The organism is Moorena sp. SIO3I6, assembly GCF_010672095.1.
Genome location: NZ_JAAHHU010000009.1, coordinates 55,162 through 81,250, shown reverse-complemented (window position 1 = coordinate 81,250; position 26,089 = coordinate 55,162). Strand labels below are relative to the sequence as shown.

Here is a 26,089-nt window from a genome sequence, read left to right as displayed (position 1 = left end):
CCAAAGTATTGAGGATGGATCAATTTTTGCATAAATCCTCAGCAGAACAGATCAGGCAAATCTAATAACGTTTCATACCAAATCCGGGTTAATTACCCCCTTTTTAAGCAAAAAGCATGAGGAGCGTGACTAAGCGTGACTAAGCTTCAGGAGAACAGGAGAAAGAATGTTGGAATCATCAAGAGGGTTTTTGAAGCCGATTTGGTATCAAACACTAGTCGAAGTAGTTAAACCTAAGTTAGGGTGAATCGCATCCGGGAGTTCCTTTTCCACTCGCCGTATGGGTGGATATCGATAAGCGATAAAGCTTGCCAGGATGTTCAGCAATCCCATCAACAGCAACAGCAAGCCCATGCCACGCCCTGGACCAACGCCAATGATATGGCCAATACTACCTGCTAACAATCCATTGGTAGCCATCATCGGTTCTAAAACATGATCGACTAACGGTCCGGTTAGCATGTGGGCAAGGATCAATAAGGAGTTTTCGATGGCCAGTTGTAAGGCGAAGACCCGTCCTTGCAGATTAGCTGGGACTTTGTTCTGCCAGATAGTCTGATTACAACTAACGATAATGGGTTGAGCAAATAAGACACCAAAAGCCCCAAGAGCAGCCAAGCTCACAGAAGCGCGGCACCCACCTAAAAGTAAGAACAAGCCTTGCAGGATTACAAAGCTAAAAATACCGTATATCCTGGGCTTGGGTCCTCCCCAGGTAGTCATGACTAAGCTACCAATCAGCATCCCACAACCGCCAATAGATAAAATGACCCCAAGTTCAGCACTGGAGGCAAAACTTAACACCAGTGGCCAGAACAACACCTGAAGAATACCCATACTGAAGTAGACCACGGCAAAGAACATCAGCAACCCTCGTAGTCCTTGGCGTTTGGCAATGTAACGCCAGCCTGATACTAGATCTTGGCGCAGTTGAGAGAAGTGGGCTTGCTTTTGATGAGTGTGATGGCTAGACTGGAGATGGGGAATCTGAACCCTTAGCAATGTTGCTAGGGCAAAGATGAATGTGATGAAGTCTATTAATAGAATTCCCTGCAAGTGGATGGTCTCCAGCAGCACACCCGCCAAGGTCGGTCCAAGAATCTTGGCAGTTGCCCTAGAGGCTTGCATCATGCCATTAGCACGGCTAAGATGTTCTTGAGGCATCAGCTGAGTCGTAGCTGCTGTATAGGCTGGCAACTGGAAAGCCTTAAACGTTGAACTGATTGCTACGACTAGGTAAATGTGCCAGATCTCTAACCTGCCCGAGAACACCAGAGCCATAACCACCAGTGTGCTAACCCCCGCCACGGAATCGCTGAGAATCATCGCCCAGCGTCTGTTCCACCGGTCTACGAATGTACCAGCTATGGGTGAGATGATAATATTGGGTAGGTGAATAAATAAAGAAATTAGGGCAAATTGGGTGATTGAACCAGTGGTCTGGTAAGCCCAAACACCCAAAGCAAATTCGGTAAGATTAGACCCCAGAAGGGATACTAGTTGTCCCAACCAGATCAGAAAGAAAATCTGCATTTATTGTGTCTTTTTCTACTTTACTCGTCGTTATACTCCGCCATCGGCGGGATTATTGTACCTTTTATACATGAATGACTGAACCCCTTGCCAGTTCCCGCTCAGCTTACACCTTGAGAGGTAAAACAGTCTAGCTCGGGGAAAAAGACTGTTGTGGGTGGGCTTACTGATATATCTAGTATGCTGGCAAGTTTTATTTTATGGGAATTCCCACAAGCCAAAACCCCGTGTTTTTAAACCACCGGATGTAGGCTCGCACCGACTTTAGTCGCGTAGTTGACAATACTTGCGCGCTAGAGTATTAGTGAGATATGGGTACAGGCTGAAAAACCGAGGCGCAACCGGGAGAGAGACCCGCCACTGCTTGACCTTAAAGTAGTAATGCCCGGAGGGTAGGGAAAATCCTCCTTAAAAACCCAATCGTCAATTAACAGTTGGCGTGTGAACCCAGCAAGACACAACTTGAGAAAAAAAACGGTACGGCGGGGCACGCCGGAACCAAGTGAAACAGGGAAGCAACGGACTTCATAAGGCACTTCTCAAAAAGTAACTAAACGCTATCGCGAGACTAGCCCGCTGGGTCTTTCGTAAACTGAACTAAAGTCTTGGTTTTGACGGGATTTCGGTTCAGATACTGCCAAGCTTCTGACAGAGTTAGAGACTTGGATACGGAGGTTTAAGGCCGGTCGTAGATCTAGGAATCCCCGTCTCTTTAGAGCGGGGAGTGTCAAGTTTGACGGTACCCTTGATGAGTACTCTTTGTGACATTTTTGCTGAGATTGTGGTGACATTGTCTTGATGCAGTCGCGCTATGGGAGGTACCCCAAGACTGGGCTGGCTTCCCTTTGGCTGCGTTGCATTGCTTTTGACCGACAACTTCTTATGTGGGTGACATGGTGCCGAATCTGCTGATCAGAATAATTCCGTAGTACCTATCTCAGCAGGAAGAGATGAGCTATTGTGGATACCTATCTTGAGAAGCTCAGAAGCGAGAGCTGACTGCTGAATCATTACCAACTAGTTAAGCTTAGTGGCAACAAAATACCAGTGACCCTGGTTATTCAGAAGAGTTTTAACAGTTAGGATTAAAATTGATTTGATTCCCATTAACTATTATATACTTGATTGGCAAATAAAACAAGTATCCTAAACGGGAGTTTTAAATCAATTGAGATATTGAGATATTGAAGATGCTTAACTATATCTACTTCCTTAGATAGTTCCGTTTTGGATTATTTGAGTTCACTAGTTTACTTTTTTTTGAGCGTTTATCCTTCACACTCAAGGGTCAAGCGTCAACTGTAACCCTATTAAATTGATTTCAAGCTATCGGTTATAAAATATACCTAGGTTTGACCCCCCAGAGTATCCCGAAAATCACTGCTAGCTCACGGCCTCTCCTTCCTCATCACTGAAAATTTTGCCAAAATGGCAACCAATTACTAATATGTATAAGTCAATATTGTATAGATGCAGGTTTATTTACTCTTAAGTTCACTGCCCTATAAATCCATGTCGAAATGATTAGATTCGGAAGAGGATTAAACTAAAATCCAGGGTAAATAATATCCCCAGAGTATTCTTGATTTTTATAATTTTCATGAAAGTTAAATTAAGATTGCTGAAAATGGCTTTAATTAACTAAATTTAAATCAGGGTGCTTTACTACACTATAAGTAAGTCAGTAATATCTATGTCAAGATAACTACTTATAATTCGTGATATTACTACTGTGCATTTAAATCAATATAGTTAACGATAAGACCTATGGTATTAAACGCAAATAAACTATCTGAAATAACTATTAAGCTAACAGCTACCCTGACAGCATAACCCTTAAATAAATCTGTTAACTTATGGATGGAAGATATAAATATTCCATCCAAAATAAACTTATCAAAATCTAATCAACATGTTGAAAAAATATTTGATAAGTCTAGTCTAATATCTACTAAAAACAATGGGAGTCCTGTCATCTCCTCAAGTTTTGAAGACTGGATCAAGTCTCCTGCCAATCAGCCATTATCACCAAATCACTCTAACCTAGGATTAGCTACCAATTTTGATATTCTTAAAGCCGAGGCACTTTTAGCTAATCATAACGATTACCAATTACCTAATCATTTAGTAATCGTTCATGAAAATGAGCAAAAAACTGATGAATTATATCAAGATATATTTGAAAAACAGACCTACATTAAACATGGCATCACTATCCATGATGGGGATTGTATTTTTGATATAGGGGCAAACATCGGTATGTTCACCCTGTTTGCTCAGCAAATCTGTAAAAATGCCAGACTATTCTCCTTTGAAGCCTTACCAGATGTTTTTGAACTGTTGCAGATCAATGCATCACTCTATGGCTCGAATGCCAAAGTGTTCAGTTTTGGACTTTCCAAGCACTCAAAGACTATATCTAGTATTATTCATCAACAGAACATTGAAAAAATTGATTTACTCAAAATTAATGCTGATCAACCTCAGTTAGATATCCTGGCTGGCATCAAGGAGAAGGATTGGGAAAAAATTCAGCAAATTGTGATCGAGGTTGATCAGATTACAGCAGGGATAAACCTAAAGCAAATCACAAACTTACTCCAACGGAAAGGCTACCAGTTAGTGATTGATCAAGAAGTATTGCTGGCAGATACAGGGGTTTACCGTATCTACGCCAGCCGTAACTATCAGCTAAATCAATTCTCTTAGTATCCAACAGGAATGAAAATCCCTGTTGTTCTACCAACACACTGATTACTCAGCTTACTCAGCACCCTTCACACTGAGGCACTCAGCCTTCCTGATAAGTAAGTGGATCGTCCAATCCCAACTCAGCAAAGGCAGCCAATCGCAACCGACAAGCATCACAAACACCACAAGCTAGATCGTTACCTGTGTAGCATGACCAGGTTTTTTCCCAAGGAACACCCAGCTGATTGCCTAATTGGATAATTTCGGTTTTTTTCAGGTCAATCAGAGGAGTGACAATTTTAATTCCATTGCCCTCCCTACCTTGTTTTGTGCCCAAATCAAAAGCTGTCTGCATTGCTTGGATATAATCCGGACGACAATCTGGATAGCCAGAATAATCTAAGGCATTGACACCGACATAGACTGCCTCAGCACCAATTGCTTCTGCATAGGATAAGCCAAAGCTCAGAAAAATCGTGTTACGGGCTGGAACGTAGGTAATGGGGATTTCTTGAGACATCTGCTCTAGACTACGCTCCTTGGGTAGGTCAAGGTTATCATCGGTTAACGCTGAACCTCCCCACTGCCGTAAGTCAAACCTGACTACCTGATGTTCCTTAACACCTGCTGCACTAGCAATTGCGTACGCTGATTTGAGTTCTCGTCGATGTCGCTGCTGATAATCAAAGGAAAGGGCATAACACTCATAACCGTCTCCTACTGATTGATACAAAACTGTAGCAGAGTCTAAACCTCCAGATAACAACACAATTACTTTCTTAGACATGATCCAACCAGATATCACAAGTCTCATCAGGATAATGCCTAATCAAACGTTTTGCACTGTTACTACAACTACCAATTAATAATTTCATTGCTCTGTCAACAGACAACCCACAAACTGACACATAGGGTTAGTGTTCCATATTTCGTCAAACCACAATAAGTATAGAACACATGTTTTAAAGGTTCTTTTAGCCTGAGTGGGATGGACAAAGCTTTGAAATTCTTCACATTTATAGTTGCTGTGGTACTATCTGGATGGTTTAAGGCGACTTAGATTAAGTAAATCGACTTATTACCAGTGGTGGAGGAGCAAAAAAGAGTGCAGAATCGTACTTATCAAAGACATCGAGATCATCAAGTCCAGCGCAACTTACCGCAGCCAATCAAAATCGGTGTGATTGGCGTTGGCAATATGGGACAACATCATGCCCGAGTTTTGAGTCTTCTCAAAGACGTTGAAATTGTGGGTGTGGCAGACATTAACGTCGAGCGTGGTTTAAATATTGCCAGTAAGTACCGTGTTCGCTTTTTTGAAGATTATCACGATCTTCTTCCCTATGTAGAGGCGGTTTGCATTGCAGTGCCGACCCGTCTACATCATGAAGTCGGGATGACTTGTCTACAAGCTGGAGTCCATATTTTAATTGAAAAACCGATTGCCGCTAGTATTGCTGAGGCAGAATCGTTAGTAAATGCAGCAGCAGAGTCCCAATGTATTCTCCAAGTTGGACATATTGAACGTTTTAACCCAGCTTTCCAGGAATTGAGCAAAGTTCTGAAGACAGAACAATTGCTGGCTGTGGAAGCTCATCGCATGAGTCCTTACTCTGACCGAGCCAATGATGTCTCGGTGGTTTTGGATCTCATGATTCATGATATAGATCTATTACTAGAATTGGTAGCCTCACCGGTGACAAGGTTAACCGCTAGTGGCAGCCGTGCTTCTGATTCCGGGTATTTAGATTACGTCACTGCTACCTTGGGGTTTGCCAATGGTATTGTTGGTACCGTCACGGCAAGTAAAGTGACACACCGAAAAATCCGTCGCATCGCTGCCCATTGCAAAAATTCTCTGACGGAAGCTGATTTCCTCAATAATGAGATTCTAATTCATCGGCAAACCACTGCCAATTATATGACCGACTATGGTCAAGTGCTTTACCGACAGGATGGTTTGATTGAGAAGGTTTATACCAGTAATATTGAACCACTCCATGCTGAGTTAGAACACTTTGTCAATTGTGTACGGGGTGGTAATCAACCTTCTGTCGGGGGTGAACAAGCCCTAAAAGCACTGCGCTTGGCAAGTTTGATTGAGCAGATGGCTCTTGATGGTCAAGTTTGGCACAACGTAGACAATGGGAATCATAAACTCCATACTTCGGTTATGACAGTTCCCTGTTAACGGCTTTTTGTTGATAATTTAGGGGTCAGTTGCACTTGTAACTGACCGAAATTAGGGGGAGCCCAAGGGGGTAAGGAACAAATCAGTCAAATCCGCTTTGATAAATCCCTTATAGCCCTGACAACTAAAAGTCGCAGCTATAGGTAGGTTAAGCCTTCTCGAAGAGTACAAAGTCTGCCTGGACAGACTGACTTCAACAGGGGGTCTTGAATCCGGATTTGCGATCAACCTTTTCCCCTGTGCGTTTGAACATTTACCGAAAAAATTAGGTAATCGCGCCCCGTCCTTATAGGACGGCTTTATTTTTCAGCTAAAACTTGACAGTTTTCACAGAGCGTGTTATCATCATATGATAAATAAAAAACTAAAAAGCTAGATAAATACTATCTAAAAATAAGTAGGCAACGTAAAAAATATGTATCAGATGCATATTGCGTAATTTGGTCTAACGACTTAAACGTCTATGAAAAAAATTAGATTAAAAAAGTATCTATCTATCTATATAAAACAAAAGGTACGGTGGGGCACACCGAAACCTGGGTCATAGACCAAATACGCTTGGGGAGAGGAGACCTCTATTTTTCCTGGCTCCGGCCTGGTTGAACAAGTCATCTCGTTGAATCAAGAATCCCCGTCCTTCCAGGGCTGGGAGTGTCAACTGACAAGTGTGATAACTGATGAAGCTACCTGAGTTGATATCACTTCACTGACTTTATGATTTCCTTGGGGGCTAAGGTGAATGTGGTCACGGTAAAGTATTTCTGGTGTTTCGGTGTTATTGAACACTGGTAAAAAATCTAGATAAGTAATGTTGTGCTCTTGAGTAAAGTCACTCAAGCGTTTGCGGGCTTTTAACTCATAGTCACGAGGTCCTTTGGTGCCAATTTCCCGGAGTAGGGGGGTCATCCCTAGCACTAACTTGGCTCCAGCAGCATCAGTTAGGGTCTTAATTTCCCCAATGGCCTTGAGATTAAAGCCAACCCGGTCTCCTGGTTCCGCTCTGACTGCTTCCATTTCAGGAATAGCTGGTGCTCTCAGGAGATAGCGACTCCAGATCTCGGCTATGGCTAGGAGGGGTTTTTGGCTGGGATAATTGCGATCGCGTCCCACTTGTACAGAAGTCGGTGCTGTAGCAAACAAGTCATCGGTATTAATAAGTAATACCACTACATGGGCGTTGAAGGTGCCAAAGCGTCGTAGATAGGCTAACTCATTTCGTGGTCCCCAAGAATTAGCAGAAGCATTAAGGACTTCGAATGTTTCAAATGGTTTCTCCTTGGTTAGTCTTGGTAAGACGTCTTTGGTCAGCCATAGTTCTAATTGAGATTGGAGCAGTGCTGATATGGTTTGGTCTTGGTCTGTCCACCAAGCCCCATTCGCAACAGAATCCCCCAGTAGGAACACCCGCAGCATGGATAGGGGTGGGCTAGGAGTGGTGGTGGGACTGCGCATGGAATATTCATTAATGACAATGCGGTTGCCAAACCGTCTGGTGCTTTGGTTAGGGGCTAGCAAGTAGCCAATTTCCTCATCTGCCACATAAATCAGGGGATTACCGAAGCCGAGCAGCCATCGTAAACCGACCTCTAGCGCTACCAAGGAACTGACTAGCACTGCCAAGGTTAATAGCAATACTTTCACAAGAAAATCCTATATAATTTATAAATTTTTCCTATAGTTTTGTCTAGGTGTTCAGTAGTGAGATCACTTTAAAAGCCGAGTATAACCGCTCAAAGCTGAGTATACCAAGGTTAATCGGTAAATTTCCCCCTGATCTAGCCCTGGCTATAATCGACTTGTTGGCTTAGATCCCTGATAACTCAAACAGGAGCGACAAACTATGTCAGACCTCAATCGTGGCATCATGAAGTTCAAAGGAGCTGATAGCCCCACAGCCGTTGTTATTTCAGCAATTCTGGTTTTGGGCAGTATCAGCGTTCTGATCTGGTGGGCATTGCACAACGCTTACAGCATTGGCTAATCTCCGTCGATTTCCTTAAAAAATTGACAATTCCTAAAAGCTGTGCTAACATTTATAAATGTGAGCTAAAAGGGTCGGTGCCCGAGTGGTTAATGGGGGCGGACTGTAAATCCGTTGGCTATGCCTACGCTGGTTCAAATCCAGCCCGGCCCACCACAATGGTTTGGGATATAACCTAAATATACTTTTGATAAGTCAGCATAAGATTTGCTGATGTTAACCGTTAACTAATTACCATGACTGGTTTAGCGTCGGTAAATCAAAAGCTTATTTGGTGTATCGGCAGAATAGGTTTGGCCAAAGCACAATAGGCTAAATCAAACCAATAATGTAAATCTAATAATTTAAATCTAGCCCGTGTGGCTCAGTGGTAGAGCACACCCTTGGTAAGGGTGAGGTCACGAGTTCAATCCTCGTCACGGGCTTTTAAGCATAAATTACCGAGTAGTTAGCAAATTGTACAGTGACTAATTATTGGTCACAAAGGCAAATACAGCACAATTCCCTTCCATTCTGCTTGCTCACTACAATCGATCAGTAGTAGTAATTCATCAATTGCCTGTCGAATTGGCATTCGATCATTGACGACAAAGATGCCCGTCATTGACTCTCCTGAAACTAGGCGGTTGTAGGCAAAATCTGGCATCGTTGCACGATCATGAGTTAGAAGGATACGTCCATTAATTGCTGCCCAAGCTAGAATCGCTGGATCATCTACTTCTCGCAAGCCAACATCTTGAACCCGTAGTAGGTCAAGATTGGGTTGACGCAAAAACAGCCCTCGAACAATGTCACCGTTGAAATTCTCATCGCTTAGCAAACTCAGCATAACCGTTTCTACTGATTCTGCTGAGATAGCAAACGGGTACGAATTAAGCTGAGATCAGGTTGGATACTAGACAAACGTTGCTGCACTGATTCAGCTAACTGCTCTCTCTGATTTAAGTATGTTTCTACCGCATCTTGGTGTCGAAGGTAGTAGCCAATTGTATTGTAAACATCGGACAAAGATAGAGTCGAGTATCGATGCACAATAGACTCAGGAGATGCACCATCTTGAAACGCTCGAATAACAGTCTCTAGCAAAACCCTTGAATTTCCAACTCGAATCGCTCCGGTTTCATCTTCTCGCAGAGGCGGTGTCTCACGTTCCAAAACGAGGCTCATAGATTAACTTTCCTAAATCCAGTATAAAACCATCGTAACTTACCTGACTAGCGCAATTGCTCAGTGAACTTAAAAACACTGTCTCAAAATTGGGCGTTGCTGAATATCGAAATGATTTAACTATAAAGGGGAATTTTATGATAATTTAAATAATAAATAAGAAGCCTAATTGATAAATCGAAGATTTTATTGATGCAAAGCGCGAGTGGGGAGAGACTCCCAAGACCTTGCTGCATCGCTTGTTCAAATATAGAGTAGCACAGAGTGCGTGGATGTAGTCTTGCTAAATAGTGTCTCAATCTTGTATCTTCATTTTCTATGAAAGTCATATAAATTTGATTAACCCAAGTTGCTAGTTATCCAGATGCGATTTGACCGTAGGTCACGCTACGGGAACGCACAAGGGTGTTGAGGTTAACTAATGGTAACTAGAATTGAGGACTGACAACTGGTTAAACCTATTACGACAGCAGCGAGTAATTGCTGTGATTCGAGCATCCTCGAAATCCCTAGGAGATCAGATGGCTAAGACTGTAGCCACTGGGGGTATACGGTTAATTGAAATTACCTGGAATAGCGCTGATGCTCCTGAGCTGATTAGTCAGCTCCATAGAGAATTACCCAACTGTATCATTGGTACTGGCACGATATTAAACCAATCTCAGTTACATCAGGCAATTGATGTTGGAGCGCAGTTTATCTTTAGTCCCCATGTAGATACAGCAGTTATTAAAGCAGCGGTAGCTGCTAAGGTGCCAGTGGTTCCCGGAGCACTTTCCCCCACAGAAATTGTGACAGCTTGGGATGCTGGTGCTAGCTGTGTTAAGGTGTTTCCGATTCAGGCGGTAGGTGGTGCTAGTTACATCAAAGCCTTACTTGGGCCACTCGGTCACATCCCGTTAATCCCTACTGGTGGTGTTACGATAGACAATGCTCAGGAATTGATTAATATCGGAGCGATCGCTGTGGGTATTTCTGGGAATTTGTTTCCTAAATCCCTGATTGATGGGGGGAATTGGAATGCGATCGCAAAACGAGCAAAACAGCTCAAGCAACGATTAGCCCCTGATTCTCTGAGTTGAGGCTATGATGTTGGTGATTTGTTTGATTGACTGCTAAGGTTATATGTTTTTCCACTGGCTAAATCCGTTAAGAAGCTTGTTTGCCAGTTTCCCACTGATGCTAATCGCCTTGGCTGTCTGGACAACACCAGCGTTGACCAATCCTGTGAGTGAGCAAATCGCTACCAGAGTGATGGAACTACAAGATTCAGAGGAACGCTGGATTGAGATAGACCTAACTAATCAAAGGCTGATTGCTTGGGAAGGTAGACAACCGGTTTATGCAATAATTGTCTCCACTGGTAAAGATTCAACACCTACCCATCCTGGTACATTCACGATTCAATCCAAGCGTCGCAAGGACAGAATGCGTGGTGCAGATTACGATCTGGCCAATGTACCTTATGCGATGTATTACCACCGGGGCTATGCTATCCATGGGGCATACTGGCATCGTAAGTTTGGTACGCCAGTAAGTCATGGCTGTGTGAATGTAGCTGTGGATCATGCTGAGTGGTTATTTGATTGGGCCTCTGTGGGAACACCAATTGTAATTCATCAGGGCGTTGAGGAATTGGCCAATGATGAATGAGATCAAGTCTGTTGAATCATGAGTCACTCTACCTGTAGGGTTTGTTTCCTATTTCTGGGTAAGTCCTGTTAATTTCTTTAGGAATAGTTCACCAGCTTCTTCCAAATTCCCATCCAGAGAAAACGTCAAGCTCCGGACTCGAATATCACGAATTTTAACATCAAGGGGTTGAGTTAAAGGAGCTGGATATACTAAAACTGCCTCTTGGCAATCTTGTGTGATGGCATAGATTACTACTTGGTTAAAGTCATCACGAGATGGACTAATAGGGATTTTATACTTAGTATCGAGAATGCAGCATGTTTTCTCAGTCGCTATCTCGTACAGTACTAAATCAATGTAAAAATATAATGTCTTGTCGATGTCTACTCTTTCGAGTATCTTAATGCCAAAGCCAGTAGGTAAGTGCGATTTTAGCCATTCAGCAACAAAGCGTTCATAGAGTTTTGCCATGTTAACTAGAAAGGGCAACATGGTATTACTACCTGTTTGATGACTTGGTCCGCTGTGTTCGAGAAAAAAGCGGCAAAGAGCATGTAACCTTTGGTAATTCTGATTGAGCCGATTATAGTTTCGTCCGATACAATCCCTAGCGCTATAAGGTTGTAGGGTGACAAGGTTTTGTAGGGCATGATAGGCTTGGCGCAACATGGGACTTACTTTAGCGCTATATAAACCCGTGCGAGAGATACAGTGGAGTGTCCAGGCGATAATCTGATTATCTTCGATGTCACTAGTATGTTCGTCGTAATGGCAGTTAAGTTTGATATCCCATGGCTTCTGGATAGTTTGCTGTACATCCAAACGCCCCCGAAGGTATGCTAGTTGACCAGTTGTAGGGATGTAGGTGCGGTAGAGTCCTTGGCGAATGCGATCGCGTATGCCATTAATGAGTATACTGACTAGGTAATCGTAAAATTCTTCTACAGATTTACAATCAATCAACCCTTCTAGAATGTGAAAGCTTCTAAGGTTATAAGCATAGTCCAGCATTCCGAAAAGATTGTTTAGGGGGACTTTCGGCTGGAGTTGGATACTCAGTTCATTGGTTAGGGGAATATAACCTACCCATCCTTGAGAGGTTAGTTGCCAGTAATCCCCAGTTTTGGAGTATTCAAGATTTACTGTGACCTGATTGCTGTATTTTTGCTGCAATTCATCGATTACGGATTCTGGAATCTGGTAGCGTGGGATCTTATCTGGCTGATACTCCGTTAGTTTAATTATTGTCATTTTTTATAGGGCTACGCCCAGGGAACAGGGAGTAGGGAGTAGGGAGTAGGGAGTAGGAGTAGGGAGTAGGGAGTAGGGGTAAGAACATTGAATTTACTTCATAAGTATTTGAAATGCTAGATTCTTAATTCTTAATTCTTAATTCTTAATTCTTAATTCTTAATTCTTAATTTTATAGTCTCCCAGCGAAATTGGTCTAGTTTGTCTCGTTGATCGAAAAAGTATTCTTCTAGATATGGCTCAATTTCCCTTTGCCAGATATCTTCAATTTCCTCAGCTATAGTTTCTAGTAGAAAGAAGGAGATTCCGAGGGAGTAGTTAGGATCTGCGATCGCATTATTTATTTGTTCCAGTATCTTAATCAATCCATTCACTGGAAAATCGGTTGTTTGGTGATATCGTCTCAGGATTTCATAGTTGGGATAGAGCCGAATAAATGCAAAGCGACGGCGAAATGCCTGATCCACTAGAGCAATAGAACGGTCTGCCGTGTTCATAGTACCGATGATCCGAACATTTTTCGGGATACTGAATAGTTGATTACTGCCAGCTAAGGGAATTTTTTGATCCCGGTACTCTAGTAGATACAATAATTCTCCAAACACACTAGCGAGGTTAGCACGATTAATTTCATCGATGATTAGAACACAAATTCCTTGCCGAGACTCAGCTTTATTACAGAATTCTATAAATCTGCCTGGAACTAAAGGATATCTCAATTCCCCATTTTGACTTTGTGGACGGATACCTTGAATAAAGTCTTCATAGGAATAGGCAGGATGGAATTGGACAAGTTCCGTGAATCCATCACTTCCACTGATTAAATGGTTAGCAATTTTTTGAGCACTATAGGTTTTACCTGTACCTGGTGGGCCGTAAAAAATTACTTGTCCTTTGCGTTCAATAGCACGTATCCATCCCTCTAACTCTGCTATATCAAAACCAGTATCTTTAGCACAGTCGCTTACCGTATAGTCCTCTGGTAACGCCATCCTTGAACCATCAGAGGTAAATTCGATAACCTCGTCTTTACCCGGAAAATTATACCCTTTTACCGCAACTAACCAGTAGCAAAACATATCGAATAAATCATTATCCCTGAGCACTGGTACACCCGGTTGATGCATAGTGTTATCTAATGCTTTAATCAGCTTCAATCCAGCAGCATTGGCCGCTGGATAATCTGTCAGTCTCTTTCCGTAGGATGTATTAACAAAATAATTGATAACCTGTCGAGAATTATCATTGATTAACAGAAACCTATCTGGTTGCAGCCCATTGAGGAGATTCGTCAGCATTTCCGTCGGAAAACCTTTAGAGTATTCCCCTGTAGAAAACTGATCACAAGCTGCTGATAACTGATTAGGATGCTTAGTGCAGCAACCAACAAATTCAAGGATGTCGTAACCAATCTGCTCTACTAACCTTTGTATCCATTTATGCTGATATCTCAGTTTTAATGGCAATCGTAATTCTAAATAATTATCACGTTTTCTAGGAATAGTTAGTATCCATGAATCATCACCCTCACCATATTGACTATTCAACGTAATCGCCAATTCTCTATCAGGGAATAGCTGAAATAGTATCGGTTCTGTTATAGCTTCTCCAGACTCCACTATGGCAGAGATAGCTTCAAAATTCCGACACCAAAGGCGACGCTGCTCTTTGTAGGTTGCCATGTGACTTAACCCAACCGGTGTGTAGGGATATGAACTAATAAATTCCTGAAATAGACTGACCAATTCAGCTTTCTTATCCCCCACCATACTATCCACCTAATTTTTTTTATTAGAACATGTTTGAGATATTAGAGACTGTTAGTTAGTCATTGATTATGAGTAATGGGTTATTGGCTTGCTATTATCCATTATCGATTCTCCATTACCCATTCCAAAATCTATTCTTACCAAACATTTAGCTAATTGATATAATGTTCTGACATAATTGCCATTTTATCCTCTACAATAGACTTAAGATGCTCAAATTGACTAGTCGTCAAGTAATGATAAGATTGTGGAGGTCTAAAGTTAGCCCATTTTGCTCTCAAATCTTGTAAGGTTACTGGTGGCTCAAAATGTTCTATGAGTTTTAAGCAAATCCCATAACCGACGGCGGCTTCCTCATAATACTCATTAAAATCTTTTTTTTCTATACCAGCATTGTCCTTTACTTTATACCAAAGGATATCCGGGCGGTCTTGAATAACGTCTTCCACTTCAAAAAAACCCGATAAAACCTTATCTGGAGCCGAGACATAAACCACAACAATATCCCCTGGTACTAATCGAGGACGCACCCGACGAAGTTCAATTTTTTTGGTTCCCTTGAATAATTGATTAGCATATTTAGGACGAATTGATAATAACAACACATTGGGCATTGTTAACACGAGTAATTTTGATTAATTTTGGGTGCATTCTCTATATATTATTGTAAATTGTTCTTGAGAAATCCGCAACGGTGATTGAAGTGTTAAACGCTTACCAAGTATTTCTTGAATTTCAGGCAAATCTATAGGATTTTTAAACAGTTCAGTATCACTAAATCGAAGCGCCATCAGCTTTTTATTAGGATCAGTTTTGGTAAGCTTCATTAAATCTTCTAATTCATATACACCCAATCGTCGAAACTGTTGATGGAGATTTTTAGGTTTATTTACGACTACTTCATCAAGTCTAGAGCACGCTCTTACCTTTCCTGTGCCGCAATACTTTTTATTATAGCTTACATACCAAAGAATTCTACCAACAACCCCTGGTTTTAAGCCACCATTACCTCGATGGCTTCGATAATAGACAAGTTCACGTTTTAGCGCCAGATCAGTTTCCGATCTCCATAGGAGCTGGTTAGCTAAGTCTTCATCGAATAATTCTTTCGCCCATTCTGCTTGAATAGGAATGATTATAGTAGGAAGATCAGCATCAATAATTTTTGCTGGCCACAGTATGCGTTCAACGTCTAGCGTTGTTTTTACCGCTGTGGTTAATTTATCAGTTTTGAGGGTATCAGCAATTTTTAGGCAAAAGTTATAATCTTGACTTCGATTCGCTAAAGTAGTGAGATAGTCTGATAATTCTGTCGCCGTAACCGCAACGGCAAGATTGGCATTTAAATAACCATCCTTAACTTTAAAAAATGCATCATCTTGAATACCGCTAAGAATAGTGTGATCCAAATAAGGTTCAGTAATTCGTGTAAATGGCAGATTTTCACGTACTGACAGGGATATAAACCAAAAAATTAAGTGCCGCGCCAGGGTTTCTTCAAGAGGACCAGATCTAACCCGAAAAATTGGCACGTTTAACTCATGATTTTTATGAGTATGATACGCAATTAAAGCTAGGGGATTTTTTTCTGACTGGAGAATAATATAACACTTAAATTTATCGGGATTAGCAATAATATAGCCCAGCCTTCCTTGAAAATTACTAAGTTTTTCTCCCTTAGCACCAACCAAAAACGTTTCACTCAAAAAACGTACTTGATCAAATTTATGAACACGTTGTCTAGTGATACCTGTGCCTGCTAATCGTACAGGCTGATAGTTAATATATTCGTGAAGATAATCTAGCTTAACAATTAAACTAGTAGGACTAAGGATTGATAAGTTAAATTCCTCATTGATAGCATCTGCGATCGCTAGTATTTGTGAATTACGAGTCAAAAAAAATGGTGCATCTGAAGCTATGGCTATAGCTAACTGACGCAGTTCAGATTTATTGAGAGTTATCTGAGTTGATAACAAAACCTTGGTTAGAGCGCGACAAGCTGTTTGAAAGTCTTTCTGATTGTAAGGGAGTTGAGTAAAGGTATCGGCTAACTGGCGTTTACCATTCCTTTGTTTAGTATCATCAATACTATTGATGACCTTAAATATTTCATTAGTTATACATAACTCCAAGTCAGGTTGTAACCAATCAGCTAGTAGAGAGTCGGATTCGGCCTTTGACCTAGCTTCATCTCCTTGCAAGTCAAAAAACACGCTGGTATCAATGACTGCACACAATTTAGACTCAAGTTTTTGGGTAGCAACCGTAGAAAATAGGGTAGGATGGTCGTGATCCCGCCACCAAACGGTAAGTAGTTTTCCATCCTTGCTCCTTCCGGGTTTTTCAGCCAAAGGAACAAAGTCTAAGTGAGACCACATTTTCTCTAATCCATAATCACGACGGCATTTGAGTTTAATGCCGTAAAAGTCCTGAGTATTCTGACTTAGATAATTAACCAGCTTCTTAGCAATACCGTTACCACGCCATGATGGCTCGATGCATAGATGAACAATAACGATGATATTATGTCTACGCACCTTCCGGTATAACAAATAACCGGTACACTTTTTTTCAGGAGTAAGCGCCACAAGTATTTGACCACTTAGTGCGTGTTGATCAAACGCTCCTTCAGGAAAATGACCAAGAGTGGTTGCGTGTGCTCGTCCCAAAGCCTTGACTGTCCTTAGGTGCAGGGATTTTTCATCAATTGTTTCAATTTGAAGCTGTATCTCTTGTGTCACGTTACCAATTACCAATTACCAATGGCCAATTACCAATTACTATGCATGGAATCGACCCTATTGTACGTGATTAAGCATACCTAATCTTACTGGTTAGAAGGAAACCACTTTTGCTCTAGGTTGGTCAGTTCTCCGTCTTCCTGTAATTGCAAAATAATTCGGTTGATTGGCTCACGATAATGGCTACCTTGAGGCAAAACTATGCCGTAGTCTTGTTCAGCAAACAACTCACCTACAATCTGGTATTCTCGGTTTTGTGACGTTTGGTAAAGTAACGTTGGTGAATCATAAACTAGAGCCTGCACTTGCCCCGCTTTGAGAGCTTTGTATGCATCTTCCAGCTGCTCAAATTCAATTAGCTTGACTGGCTGTTGATTCATATATCTGGCAGAGGTCGTGTCTGCGACAGTACCAACCTGTTTTCCGAATAGATCGATAAGATCAGAAATATTCGATTCAAGTAGTTATATACAATTAAACTTGACTGTTAAGATCAGGTATAGCGCTACGCGCAAGGCAAGAGACAAGAGGCAAGAGGAAAAAGTTGACTAAAACAGCTTTTGCTGCTTGTATCAATATCCTAACTTTAATGCTTAGTGCTATATTAGACAAGGGTAAACGGTTAATATCAAGATTTTTATAAACGTCACAAATGTAACTATTAATATAATTACGTTTAATTATGTTAATAGTTATGAAACCCTAGCTGAAATACCGCTTTTATACCTAGATAAAGGAGGCTAAATAATTACTTTGTTAGCCTCCCGTTTTTTGATAAATTAATAGGTGCGCTTGACCTTGGCGAATTAAATTCGCCACGGGTCGCACCTCTTGTATAGATTAATGGTTAATGGGTCATCGTAAACTAGCAATTACCAATTCAAAATTACCCATTACCATTAGTCAAGATTCAAAGTAGACCAAGTTATAGAACCTACAATCCCATCAGCATATAATCCTTTCGCTTTCTGATAAGCAATCACAGCAGATTTTGTCCGAGATCCAAAATCACCATCCGTTGCACCAGAATAAAATCCTTGGGTTTGGAGCAGCTGCTGTAGTTCCTCTACTTCTGATCCAACTGCTCCTTGAATTAAAGGAAGATAGGCAGATGAGGGTTGATCGTTACGCCATCTTTCTGAAAACTCTTCCAAGACTTCTTTTGGTAGTTGTTTTTGTAGCCACTCAATCGCTTGTTTTTGGTGAGGTAAGCCACGATAATACTTGTAGGTGTTCAGGATAACCACAGGCTTGCGGTTCTGGTTACCTGGTTTAGAAGGAGATTTCTCTGATGGTTTAGAAGAACTTTTCAGTGCTTCCCAGGTCTTTGATCCCACTAATCCATTGGGATTGAGTCCCTCAAACTTCTGAAAGGAAATTACTGCTTTGGTGGTAGCAGGACCAAAAATGCCATCAACTGGGCCGGGACTAAACCCTTTAGTTTGGAGGGATTGCTGTAGCTGTTTGACTTTCAGACCAGTGTCTCCTTCTCTGAGATAGTCTTCAACTGATGAGTCAAGGCGCTGACGAACTTCTCGGCGCAACCGAGGCAATTGACTGTATAACCAGTCCCCAGGGCATTGGGTTGGTGAAAAGTCTCGATGTCCTTTAATATTGTCTGGGCTAATCTTGGTAGTGTTGCAAATCGAAACACATAAATCTACCAAACTTTTCCATTGTTTGGCATTCATCCGGTAGCTGATAAAGGTGCCTTCATTTTCAATTCCCGGTGACTGGTTACCTAGAGTACTACCAGCATGAGCAGAGCTGACAGAACGTCCTTTTTTAATCGCTGATAAGGAACTCTGTCTACCTTCGAGTAAATATCCACCGGTGGTATTCAAAAAGTTGTGACCTGAGTCATCCCAGCCAAAACCATCCATGTGGGATTTTTGAATACTCCTAGCCAAACTTCTGGATCCCCATAAGGTTCCTTTCGATAGATCATTCGGGGCATTGGGAGTAGCAGTATGGTGAATAATAATATATCGTGGTCGAGTGGTATCTGGCCATTTTTTTGGGGGTTTAGCTCCCCATTCTTTTGCTGAAATGACACTAGCAGTGAAAGACATATTGACTTGCGGTCTCCAGTTATAATAGTTTACTAATGGGCTCGTCGAAATAGGATGCGAACAATTAACCAAACTATGGATTTGGCTGAGGTGGATTGGGATACTCTTAAACCGTAATTAATCGGGATAAACCCGTACAAAACGGTCAAGGTGCAATGATTAGAGTCGATGTCCGGTATTACCCGGAGCACCTCTCCTTCAAATCCGTACGTGACGGTTTCCCGTCATACGGCTCCTGGGTATTCTAGTCTTATCGCCGTTCGCGCAGCGTGGCCTACGGCCAAAGGCGACGCTTCGCGAACGACTTGCCCCCGTGGATATATTGGTGACAGCTTTGGTGAACGGCCATGAGGTTGTTCTCCTTCCAGTTGTCGTGGTTCCCATCAATGTGGTGTAAGTGTACTCTTTCTTCATTGATGAATTTTAATCCGCAATATCCGCAGGAATGGTTTTGCTTGTTCAAAGCTGTCGAGGTTGCATTGTTGTAGAGTTTGCTGTTTCGCTTACTCCAGTAGACTAAGTCTCCGTTATATGGGGACTTAGTCCCTTTAACCATTGTGTGGCCGTTTTCTTTCCATGGTACTTTTGGAAAGGCTTTTCCTAACAGTTTCTTTGATTTATACCGATTTATTGTTTTCTGCTTTCGGAATTTTCTTTCGGCAGCTTTCATCGGGAAATATAGGTTGTTAGGTGAGTCTTCCATGCAGCACCATTTATGGTAGTTTCTCCAGCCTCTTACAATGGGTGCCAGTTTCTTTGCTTTGACTTCTGCACCATAGTTCGAGCTGTTAATTATGGTTTTTACTTTCTTTAGGAAGTTTTTGAGATTCTCCTTAGCGGGGTAGCTCTTAAATCTTCCGTCATATTGGACTCGAAAGTACCAGCCCAAGAAGTTAAATCCATCTGTCGTTTTGGTTAGCCTGGTTTTTTCTTCACTGATTTCCATTCCTCTTTCGGCCAGAAAGGTTTTGATTTTATTCAAGACCTTTTCTGCATTGTCTTTTGGCTTAAGAAAAATCACCATGTCGTCTGCGTATCGGACGCTTGGGTGTATTTCCTCTATTCCGTCAAGTGCGATGTTGGCAAGTAGTGGGCTGACCACCCCTCCCTGCGGGGTACCTTGTTCAGGGAACTCCGGGTTGACTCCTGCCTTTAGACATCGGTGTATCCCGGTCTTTAGACTTGCTGGAGCAATTAACCTGTCCATAATGGATTTGTGGGAGATACGGTCAAAGCACTTCTTGATGTCTAGTTCGATTACTCTTTTGTTAATGCCGTTTTTATTAGATTGCAAGTGGTTTGCTATCTGTCTTTGGGCATCGTGAGCACTGCGTCCAGTCCTAAACCCGTAACTCCGGGCGTGAAAGGTTGCCTCGTGTGCTGGTTCGAGAGCGTATTTTGCTAGACATTGCCATGCTCTATCGGCGATTGTAGGTACTTTAAGAATTCTTACCTTTCCGTTCTTTTTTGGGATTGGTATTTCACGTAGTCGGTTATGTTTCCAGACGTGGACATAATCGTTCAGTTCTTTTAGTAGCTTGAATCGCTCTTGGTGTCGTAGGGCTGTCTTCCCATCGACTCCGGCGGTGCGTTTACCCTGATTTAATTGTGTTACTTGACGGATAGCCAGTAACTGTGCCGAACGAGATTTTAGAATCAGTTTCTGTAGAGACCGTGCTTTCCTCAAATCTCCAGCTTGAACTGCTTTAAATACTCTTCTTTGTAGGCGGAAAAGGTTTTTCTGGAATTGCTTCCAGTCCTGCTTTTTCCAAAGGTCACTAGATTTTTGTCTGTGTCTACCCATGCTCTTCATTGATTTGTATTTTCTGAACCCCGTGACCAGTTTCCGGTCACATCTTACCCACCAGTAGGGATTAAGTTTGGCATAACTTACTGAGGTTACGACCTGTCCTCAGACCTTTATTTCGCTGGTGTTTTTACTCGTTCCATCCTTTAGATTGTTATGGCGATTTAGAGCAGTCCACTTTGCCTATCCTCTTCTCGGAGTTTACAGCTGTCACAATTAATAACGCTGTGAGAATAAAAGGATGAAGTCCACACGATGTTCCTCTCAGATTGTGGCTCCAGGCTAAGACACTTTTCTAGGACTTGTTTACTCTTGTCGCCTCCCCGTTAGCGCCAGTGTTTAGGTATCTGTTTCCCCTCTGATTGCGCCCTGTTGCCAGCTTCACTCTGACAGATTGCCGTCTGTCTCGGTGTGGCCAGGTAGGGAGTCACCTGTTCTCCTCAGGGGTGAGGTTTTCACTCACATCCGTAGGACAGTTAGGATTTTGGAAGGTTTCCCTTCGTTTATCCCCTTACTCATACCCCTCGGTTCTCCCGAGGCTCCTAGTAAGAACGAGCCGCACTATTGTTGCCTGAGTGAGGGGTGGTTATACAGTAATTGGAGTTGAACCTTCCACCCGTCTTTCTAGGCATTCCTCAAATCCCGTTGAGGAGTTGCTTGAAAGCCTTAGCCAAGGTATGCTTACAATCAAGCCAACCAAGCTCGACTGCATCTAGCAGGCTAAGCCCCATCCCTTTCAAGAAACGCGCGGTACGACGCAACAACACTGCTTGAACCTCGGTTTTATTCATGTACCGAGTTATTTCCTTGTCGGTACCGCGAGCAAGGATGTTCTTGGCAGCATTGCAATCAGCCTGTAACACGACCCCATCAAATCCGGTAAAATTGTCCCCAGTCCTTTTCCCCAACAGGGTTCCATTCCTAGAGTCAATTTGCGACGTGTAACTAGGTTGAACTTCTGTGACAACCGAGCCAGTCCAATCAGCCCATTTCTGCAAAGAATCCCGCATAACTCCTTTCATCCAACTATTGAGTTTGCGGGACACGGCCTTAGACTGACGCTTATTTCGGTACGGTTGTGTTAAATCTTCCGCAAAAACCTTTAAAGATTCCCCATTAAAAAGAGACTTAGAGGCTGCTCCTATTATCGCCGTCAGTTCTGATTGATTTTTTCTGTAGCGGCGATTTTCGGTTTTTCTGGTCAGATTATTTTCTAATATTCGAGCTGATTTGGCCTGGTCGATTTTTTCTAGTTTTCTATGAAGTGCCCAAAGCTTCCCTCTGTTTCGGTTTTTTGCACATATTCGTTTCTGTTTCTGGGTGGTTACTTCCCCTAGTTCTTTTCCGTGAGCTTGCCCCTCTGAGTCATAGAAAGCCTCAGTGTAACCCTTGTCTACTCCTAGACTCCGACGTTCAGATTTAATTTCTACAGTTCCATGATCTACTAGAAAGTGAATCTCAAATCTTGGCAAAAGTTGGTTATATATCAGTCTGATCTGGCCTTTTATTGTACGATTAGACCTAACAACTATCCTGTTCCTTTTCCCTCTAGTGAGTCCAGCTAGTTCTAACTGGTAAGTATTACGGGAAAGCTTTTTACACTTATAACCTACTTGTTGATAAACTATCTGGTTTTTACCCCAAGAATGTCCCCGCTGAAACTCCTTCCTAACAAGTCTGTGGAGAAGTGGCGTGTCCAGAAAGGCTAAAGTCTTAAGTTGTTTGCAAAGTTCCTTCCGTTCGTTCTGGTTATCTTTTCCAGGAAACCTTTTGTAAACCTTTTTAATTACCGCTTCGGTGCAAGCTGCCTGCTGAGCCGTAATGGCTTTGGCTACATCGCTTACAGTCCATTCCATCAATTTGGAAGGTAGTCCCAAGGATTCAGGAGTCCTAAAACTCCTAACTTTTGGGTAAGCTTTTTTCCAATCAAGTTCCCAATGACTTATGCTGCCTAGCTTGTTGTAGGATTCAGACCTGACAATGCCCAATTTCTTCATCGTGGACAACAACTCAAGTTCAACCGACTCAGTCATCCCTACTACAGGGACAATCTGGGTTGATATTTTCTTGGTCATTCCTACTTTTTTGGGCATCGTCAAACCTGAGTCAATTACTTCAATGATACTCTAGCGCTAGTCAAATGTCAATGTCCATTTTATAGGATTAAATACCGATTTATACCTATTTTTAGGGGTTTAATTGCGAGGCAACTATTCCTGACTGGATTCTAGCCTTCAATTGCGATTATCATCTATGGCAGGTAAGCCTATGGGCTACAGATGGTGCTACAGATGGTGCTATCAGCGTGTCGCGTATCAGCCTATGGGCTACAGATGGTGCTACAGATGGTGCTTTTGAATAAGCTATGCAGCCTGGTATTACCCGAGCACCAAGGAGAAGGCGAAACCCATTGAAGGGTATATTGCTTTCCGGGGCGGGGTGAGAGTTGAGGTGTAGGTGATAAAGGGACTTTTTAAGGGGGATTTGGGAAAATTTTCCCCAGCAGTTGCAATAAAAGCTAAAATATATGCTATAATTTAAATCGCAAGGTACGCGGACGTGGCGGAATTGGTAGACGCGCTAGATTTAGGTTCTAGTGTCGCAAGACGTGAAGGTTCAAGTCCTTTCGTCCGCATCTAAAGGTGTGACCCAAGAGCGATTTACTCGCCCTAGGAGGCGCGCACCTAAGCAAATCAGGGTTATAGGTTTACAGAAACCAATAACCCTTAAGCAATTATTAGGGATTAGTTGTATTAGTGACTATTGTCTTTAGCGGATAATTAGTGCCACCTTACCTGTCATGGAACCAGCTTCGATAGCGTTGTGAGCAGCAGCAGCTTCTTTGAGGGGAAACCGTTGGCTGAGGTGAATTTTCAGTTTACCTTCATCAATCCAATTAGCACACTGCTGGAGAATCTCGGTTTGGTGCTGTTGAGCTGTAGTGAGTCCTTTCAAGGCTGGGGTGAGCATGAGTTCTAGACTGATGCGCAAATTATGCGATCGCGCTGTCTTCAAATTACCTTCGGCTGGGTCTGGTTGGAGGATAGTCACAATATCGCCATATACCCGCACTGCTTCACAGGTGTCATAAAAGGTTTTACCGCCCACAGTATCGAACGCCAAATCTACTCCCTCTCCCCCAGTCCAATCCAAGGCAGCTTTCACAAAGCTAGTTTGTTTGTAAAGGATAGGATAGTCAGCACCTAACTGACGCACTAATCTAGCTTTTTCTTGAGAACCGACAGTAGTACAAACCTCAGCACCTTTGAGCTTAGCTAGCTGAATAGCAACGTGACCAACACCACCAGCACCTGCCTGAATCAGCACCTTTTGTCCTGCTTCCAACCGTCCTCGGTCATACAATGATTCCCAGGCAGTGATCAGTACTAGAGGAGCAGCAGCCGCTTCAGGGAAGGAGAGGGATTTAGGCTTGTGGGCAACTAAGGACTGATCAACAACGGCTAGTTCGGCATAGTTACCCGTACCAGATAATCCTAATCCCCCAGCACAGAAATATACCTCATCACCCACCTGGAATTTCTGGACACCAGCACCAACAGCTTCTACCACACCAGCACCATCGCAGCCTAGGATAGCTGGCATTTGGTCACGGTAAAAGGTGCCTCTACGCCGCAGTTTGGTGTCAATGGGATTAACACCAGCAGCGTGAAGACGCACCAGGATTTCTGTGTCGTTTTTAATTTTGGGAGCTGGTACATCCTGAAGTTGTAGCACTTCAGGTGTACCAGGAGCAGTCATTAAAATGGCTTTCATTGGTCATTTGTTAATTGTTAATTGTTAATTGTCAATGATCAATGGTCAATTTTCAATTAACTTTAGACAAAACCGCCATTGATGATTTGCCTTGATGATTTGCCTTTTACAGTGATCATGCTGTACATAATTGTGCTGTAGTTTGACTATAGCGACAGGGATGGCTGAAGATTGCTTTAGGCTGGGATTGGTGTTCTACTCGAAAGACATTGGCATAGAGATTAGCCAGGATTTGTTTACCAGAAAGGCTTCGGTCTAGGTAGGGCAATGCGGGTTTGATATAAGGATAGACAACATTCCAGTAAAAGTTTGGGTAGTTCCGGCGCAAATCACCGGGATTACGATAGCCTAAAATCTGATTTTTCCCGATTTCTTCAAACTCGTAGAACAAGGCACTAATTTTTTGTAAGTAGCGGGGATCAGCCAGCTGACCAATCAAATCTGCTGCTCTGACTAAACCAGGATAGTTAACCGTGTCTTGATGATCCTGATCATCAGGTACTGGGAAACGGGTTAATTCAATATTGTGCTTAATCTGCTTAGTATCAATCAGCAGGTGATTACCAAAGTGTTCATCAATAAACTGCTTACCCCGGTCTACATGGTAGGGAGTAAGGCTGGCATCAGTGGCACCTGTAGGGAGAGTAATCATAAAATTGTCTATTCCTGTGGCATACAATCCTTGGTCTGGTTGGTCTTGGCGACAGATGCCTTTGATATAGCCAATGTCATGGCACAACAAGGAGATAATCACGTGCAACCAGTCTTCACAGGAGACGCTCCCTTCGCAGATGTGCTTACCCCACAAGATTTCCTGTCCAACTACGGTGACTAGGACGGTGTGTTCAATGTTGTGATAAAGAGCGTCACTATTAGCAATATTTTCCAGAGCCATGTGGGTAGCCCAAGTAATCAGCTCACAGTAGTCTGATTTAAGGCTGCCGTAAGTGCTGTGGAAACCTGTCTCTAGATTTTTAACACAGGTATCAATGATTATCTCGGTAGGATTAAACATCATAGTAGACATATCAGCAACTCCTGATTTAGATTTCAGATCATCCCCACGGTCACATCCGGGGGATTTCAGGTTAGGGGTTAGGGGTTAGTAGTTAGTTAATTGGTCTGGTATTGCTTAATTATGCAATGATTTTAATAGTTTTTTTGAATGGGCATCTTGGTGGAACCGGCATCTTTTAGGTGCGCTTGACCCATTAAGAATTAAATTCGCCACGGGTCGCACCTGTGGAACGGATATCTTGCCGTGGAACGGGCATCTTGCCCGTTTCATTTCGCAGGCAGGATGCCCACCCCACTGATATTAATTCCGCCCTTCAGCAATGCCATTGGTCTGACTAACTACTAACGACGTTTTGTTTTGCAGCTCTCAATCCCTATATATAGATCAACGCTAGATCAAAGTCCTCAGCATTCGCCCTGAGGCACTTAGCTTTGTTAGGTTCGGCACAAGGGGCGA

General features: G+C 42.5%; 21 protein-coding genes, 3 tRNA genes and 1 pseudogene. 9 read left to right on the top strand and 16 right to left on the bottom strand.

Annotated features, from left to right (window positions below; translation table 11 throughout):
* Positions 1–207 precede the first annotated feature (207 nt).
* Entirely contained in the window at positions 208–1,533 is a 1,326-nt protein-coding gene (locus F6K49_RS05635) for an MFS transporter (protein ID WP_293094875.1), read from the bottom strand.
* A gap of 1,860 nt (positions 1,534–3,393) precedes the next feature.
* Here F6K49_RS05635 and F6K49_RS05630 point away from each other — a divergent pair.
* Entirely contained in the window at positions 3,394–4,242 is an 849-nt protein-coding gene (locus F6K49_RS05630) for an FkbM family methyltransferase (protein ID WP_293094872.1), read from the top strand.
* An 82-nt stretch (positions 4,243–4,324) separates the two neighbouring features.
* Here F6K49_RS05630 and queC read toward each other — a convergent pair whose 3' ends face one another.
* Positions 4,325–5,011 carry a 7-cyano-7-deazaguanine synthase QueC gene (gene queC / locus F6K49_RS05625; RefSeq protein ID WP_293036886.1) on the bottom strand — a complete coding sequence of 229 codons (687 nt, stop codon included), beginning with the start codon at positions 5,009–5,011 and terminating at the stop codon, positions 4,325–4,327.
* Between the two features lie 318 nt (positions 5,012–5,329).
* Between queC and F6K49_RS05620 the strand changes: the two genes are divergently transcribed.
* Positions 5,330–6,415 carry a Gfo/Idh/MocA family oxidoreductase gene (locus F6K49_RS05620; RefSeq protein ID WP_143727850.1) on the top strand — a complete coding sequence of 362 codons (1,086 nt, stop codon included), beginning with the start codon at positions 5,330–5,332 and terminating at the stop codon, positions 6,413–6,415.
* Between the two features lie 654 nt (positions 6,416–7,069).
* Here F6K49_RS05620 and F6K49_RS05615 read toward each other — a convergent pair.
* Positions 7,070–8,056 carry an SGNH/GDSL hydrolase family protein gene (locus F6K49_RS05615; RefSeq protein ID WP_293094869.1) on the bottom strand — a complete coding sequence of 329 codons (987 nt, stop codon included), beginning with the start codon at positions 8,054–8,056 and terminating at the stop codon, positions 7,070–7,072.
* A 199-nt stretch (positions 8,057–8,255) separates the two neighbouring features.
* Here F6K49_RS05615 and F6K49_RS05610 point away from each other — a divergent pair, with 199 nt between their 5' ends.
* The 3 genes from F6K49_RS05610 to F6K49_RS05600 all read left to right on the top strand — a co-directional run bounded on the left by F6K49_RS05610 (position 8,256) and on the right by F6K49_RS05600 (position 8,821).
* A complete protein-coding gene (locus tag F6K49_RS05610; protein WP_293019812.1) occupies positions 8,256–8,396 on the top strand; it encodes a hypothetical protein in 141 nt (46 codons plus the stop codon).
* Positions 8,397–8,467: 71 nt separating this feature from the next.
* Positions 8,468–8,552: transfer RNA gene (locus F6K49_RS05605), tRNA-Tyr, on the top strand.
* 197 nt (positions 8,553–8,749) lie between these two features.
* Positions 8,750–8,821: transfer RNA gene (locus tag F6K49_RS05600), tRNA-Thr, on the top strand.
* 53 nt (positions 8,822–8,874) lie between these two features.
* Here the strand turns inward: F6K49_RS05600 and F6K49_RS05595 are convergent.
* The 3 genes and pseudogenes from F6K49_RS05595 to F6K49_RS05585 all read right to left on the bottom strand — a co-directional run.
* Entirely contained in the window at positions 8,875–9,225 is a 351-nt protein-coding gene (locus F6K49_RS05595) for a DUF5615 family PIN-like protein (protein WP_293094866.1), read from the bottom strand.
* Between the two features lie 8 nt (positions 9,226–9,233).
* Positions 9,234–9,563 carry a DUF433 domain-containing protein gene (locus F6K49_RS05590; protein WP_070395498.1) on the bottom strand — a complete coding sequence of 110 codons (330 nt, stop codon included), beginning with the start codon at positions 9,561–9,563 and terminating at the stop codon, positions 9,234–9,236.
* A gap of 239 nt (positions 9,564–9,802) precedes the next feature.
* Positions 9,803–9,907 (bottom strand): annotated as a pseudogene (locus F6K49_RS05585) (IS1 family transposase); the annotation flags it as partial.
* Positions 9,908–9,997: 90 nt separating this feature from the next.
* On the opposite strand from F6K49_RS05585, the gene F6K49_RS05580 reads away from it, so the two are divergent.
* Together F6K49_RS05580 and F6K49_RS05575 are read left to right on the top strand one after the other, a co-directional pair.
* Positions 9,998–10,645 (top strand): bifunctional 4-hydroxy-2-oxoglutarate aldolase/2-dehydro-3-deoxy-phosphogluconate aldolase, encoded by a 648-nt coding sequence (locus tag F6K49_RS05580; protein WP_293094863.1) that lies wholly within the window; start codon positions 9,998–10,000, stop codon positions 10,643–10,645.
* Positions 10,646–10,742: 97 nt separating this feature from the next.
* Positions 10,743–11,216 carry a L,D-transpeptidase gene (locus F6K49_RS05575; RefSeq protein WP_293065596.1) on the top strand — a complete coding sequence of 158 codons (474 nt, stop codon included), beginning with the start codon at positions 10,743–10,745 and terminating at the stop codon, positions 11,214–11,216.
* 48 nt (positions 11,217–11,264) lie between these two features.
* On the opposite strand, the gene F6K49_RS05570 is transcribed toward F6K49_RS05575, so the two are convergent.
* The 8 genes from F6K49_RS05570 to F6K49_RS05535 all read right to left on the bottom strand — a co-directional run bounded on the left by F6K49_RS05570 (position 11,265) and on the right by F6K49_RS05535 (position 22,934).
* Positions 11,265–12,449: a restriction endonuclease gene (locus F6K49_RS05570; RefSeq protein WP_293036878.1), complete on the bottom strand. Its 1,185-nt coding sequence runs from the start codon at positions 12,447–12,449 to the stop codon at positions 11,265–11,267.
* A gap of 152 nt (positions 12,450–12,601) precedes the next feature.
* On the bottom strand, positions 12,602–14,218 hold the full coding sequence (locus F6K49_RS05565; RefSeq protein WP_293094859.1) for an AAA family ATPase: 1,617 nt from the start codon (positions 14,216–14,218) through the stop codon (positions 12,602–12,604).
* Between the two features lie 152 nt (positions 14,219–14,370).
* On the bottom strand, positions 14,371–14,832 hold the full coding sequence (locus F6K49_RS05560) for an ASCH domain-containing protein (RefSeq protein ID WP_293036876.1): 462 nt from the start codon (positions 14,830–14,832) through the stop codon (positions 14,371–14,373).
* 21 nt (positions 14,833–14,853) lie between these two features.
* Entirely contained in the window at positions 14,854–16,977 is a 2,124-nt protein-coding gene (locus F6K49_RS05555) for a GNAT family N-acetyltransferase (protein ID WP_293022038.1), read from the bottom strand.
* Positions 16,978–17,048: 71 nt separating this feature from the next.
* The gene (locus F6K49_RS05550; RefSeq protein WP_366514131.1) at positions 17,049–17,399 is read right to left on the bottom strand and encodes a transporter substrate-binding domain-containing protein; all 351 of its coding nucleotides are present in this window, start codon (positions 17,397–17,399) and stop codon (positions 17,049–17,051) included.
* Positions 17,400–17,861: 462 nt separating this feature from the next.
* Positions 17,862–19,034 carry an N-acetylmuramoyl-L-alanine amidase gene (locus F6K49_RS05545; protein ID WP_293022039.1) on the bottom strand — a complete coding sequence of 391 codons (1,173 nt, stop codon included), beginning with the start codon at positions 19,032–19,034 and terminating at the stop codon, positions 17,862–17,864.
* A gap of 274 nt (positions 19,035–19,308) precedes the next feature.
* Positions 19,309–20,838, bottom strand: a complete 1,530-nt coding sequence (locus F6K49_RS05540; RefSeq protein ID WP_293094856.1) for a reverse transcriptase domain-containing protein — start codon at positions 20,836–20,838, stop codon at positions 19,309–19,311.
* Positions 20,839–21,476: 638 nt separating this feature from the next.
* On the bottom strand, positions 21,477–22,934 hold the full coding sequence (locus F6K49_RS05535; protein ID WP_293022041.1) for a zinc ribbon domain-containing protein: 1,458 nt from the start codon (positions 22,932–22,934) through the stop codon (positions 21,477–21,479).
* 265 nt (positions 22,935–23,199) lie between these two features.
* On the opposite strand from F6K49_RS05535, the gene F6K49_RS53220 reads away from it, so the two are divergent.
* Both F6K49_RS53220 and F6K49_RS05530 read left to right on the top strand, forming a co-directional pair.
* Entirely contained in the window at positions 23,200–23,298 is a 99-nt protein-coding gene (locus F6K49_RS53220) for a DUF427 domain-containing protein (RefSeq protein WP_293022106.1), read from the top strand.
* Positions 23,299–23,394: 96 nt separating this feature from the next.
* Positions 23,395–23,476, top strand: a tRNA-Leu gene (locus tag F6K49_RS05530).
* A gap of 134 nt (positions 23,477–23,610) precedes the next feature.
* Here the strand turns inward: F6K49_RS05530 and F6K49_RS05525 are convergent.
* Both F6K49_RS05525 and F6K49_RS05520 read right to left on the bottom strand, forming a co-directional pair.
* A complete protein-coding gene (locus F6K49_RS05525) occupies positions 23,611–24,615 on the bottom strand; it encodes a zinc-dependent alcohol dehydrogenase family protein (protein WP_293022043.1) in 1,005 nt (334 codons plus the stop codon).
* Positions 24,616–24,730: 115 nt separating this feature from the next.
* Positions 24,731–25,630: an Npun_R2479 family HD domain-containing metalloprotein gene (locus tag F6K49_RS05520; protein ID WP_293071306.1), complete on the bottom strand. Its 900-nt coding sequence runs from the start codon at positions 25,628–25,630 to the stop codon at positions 24,731–24,733.
* Between the last annotated feature and the right edge of the window lie 459 nt (positions 25,631–26,089).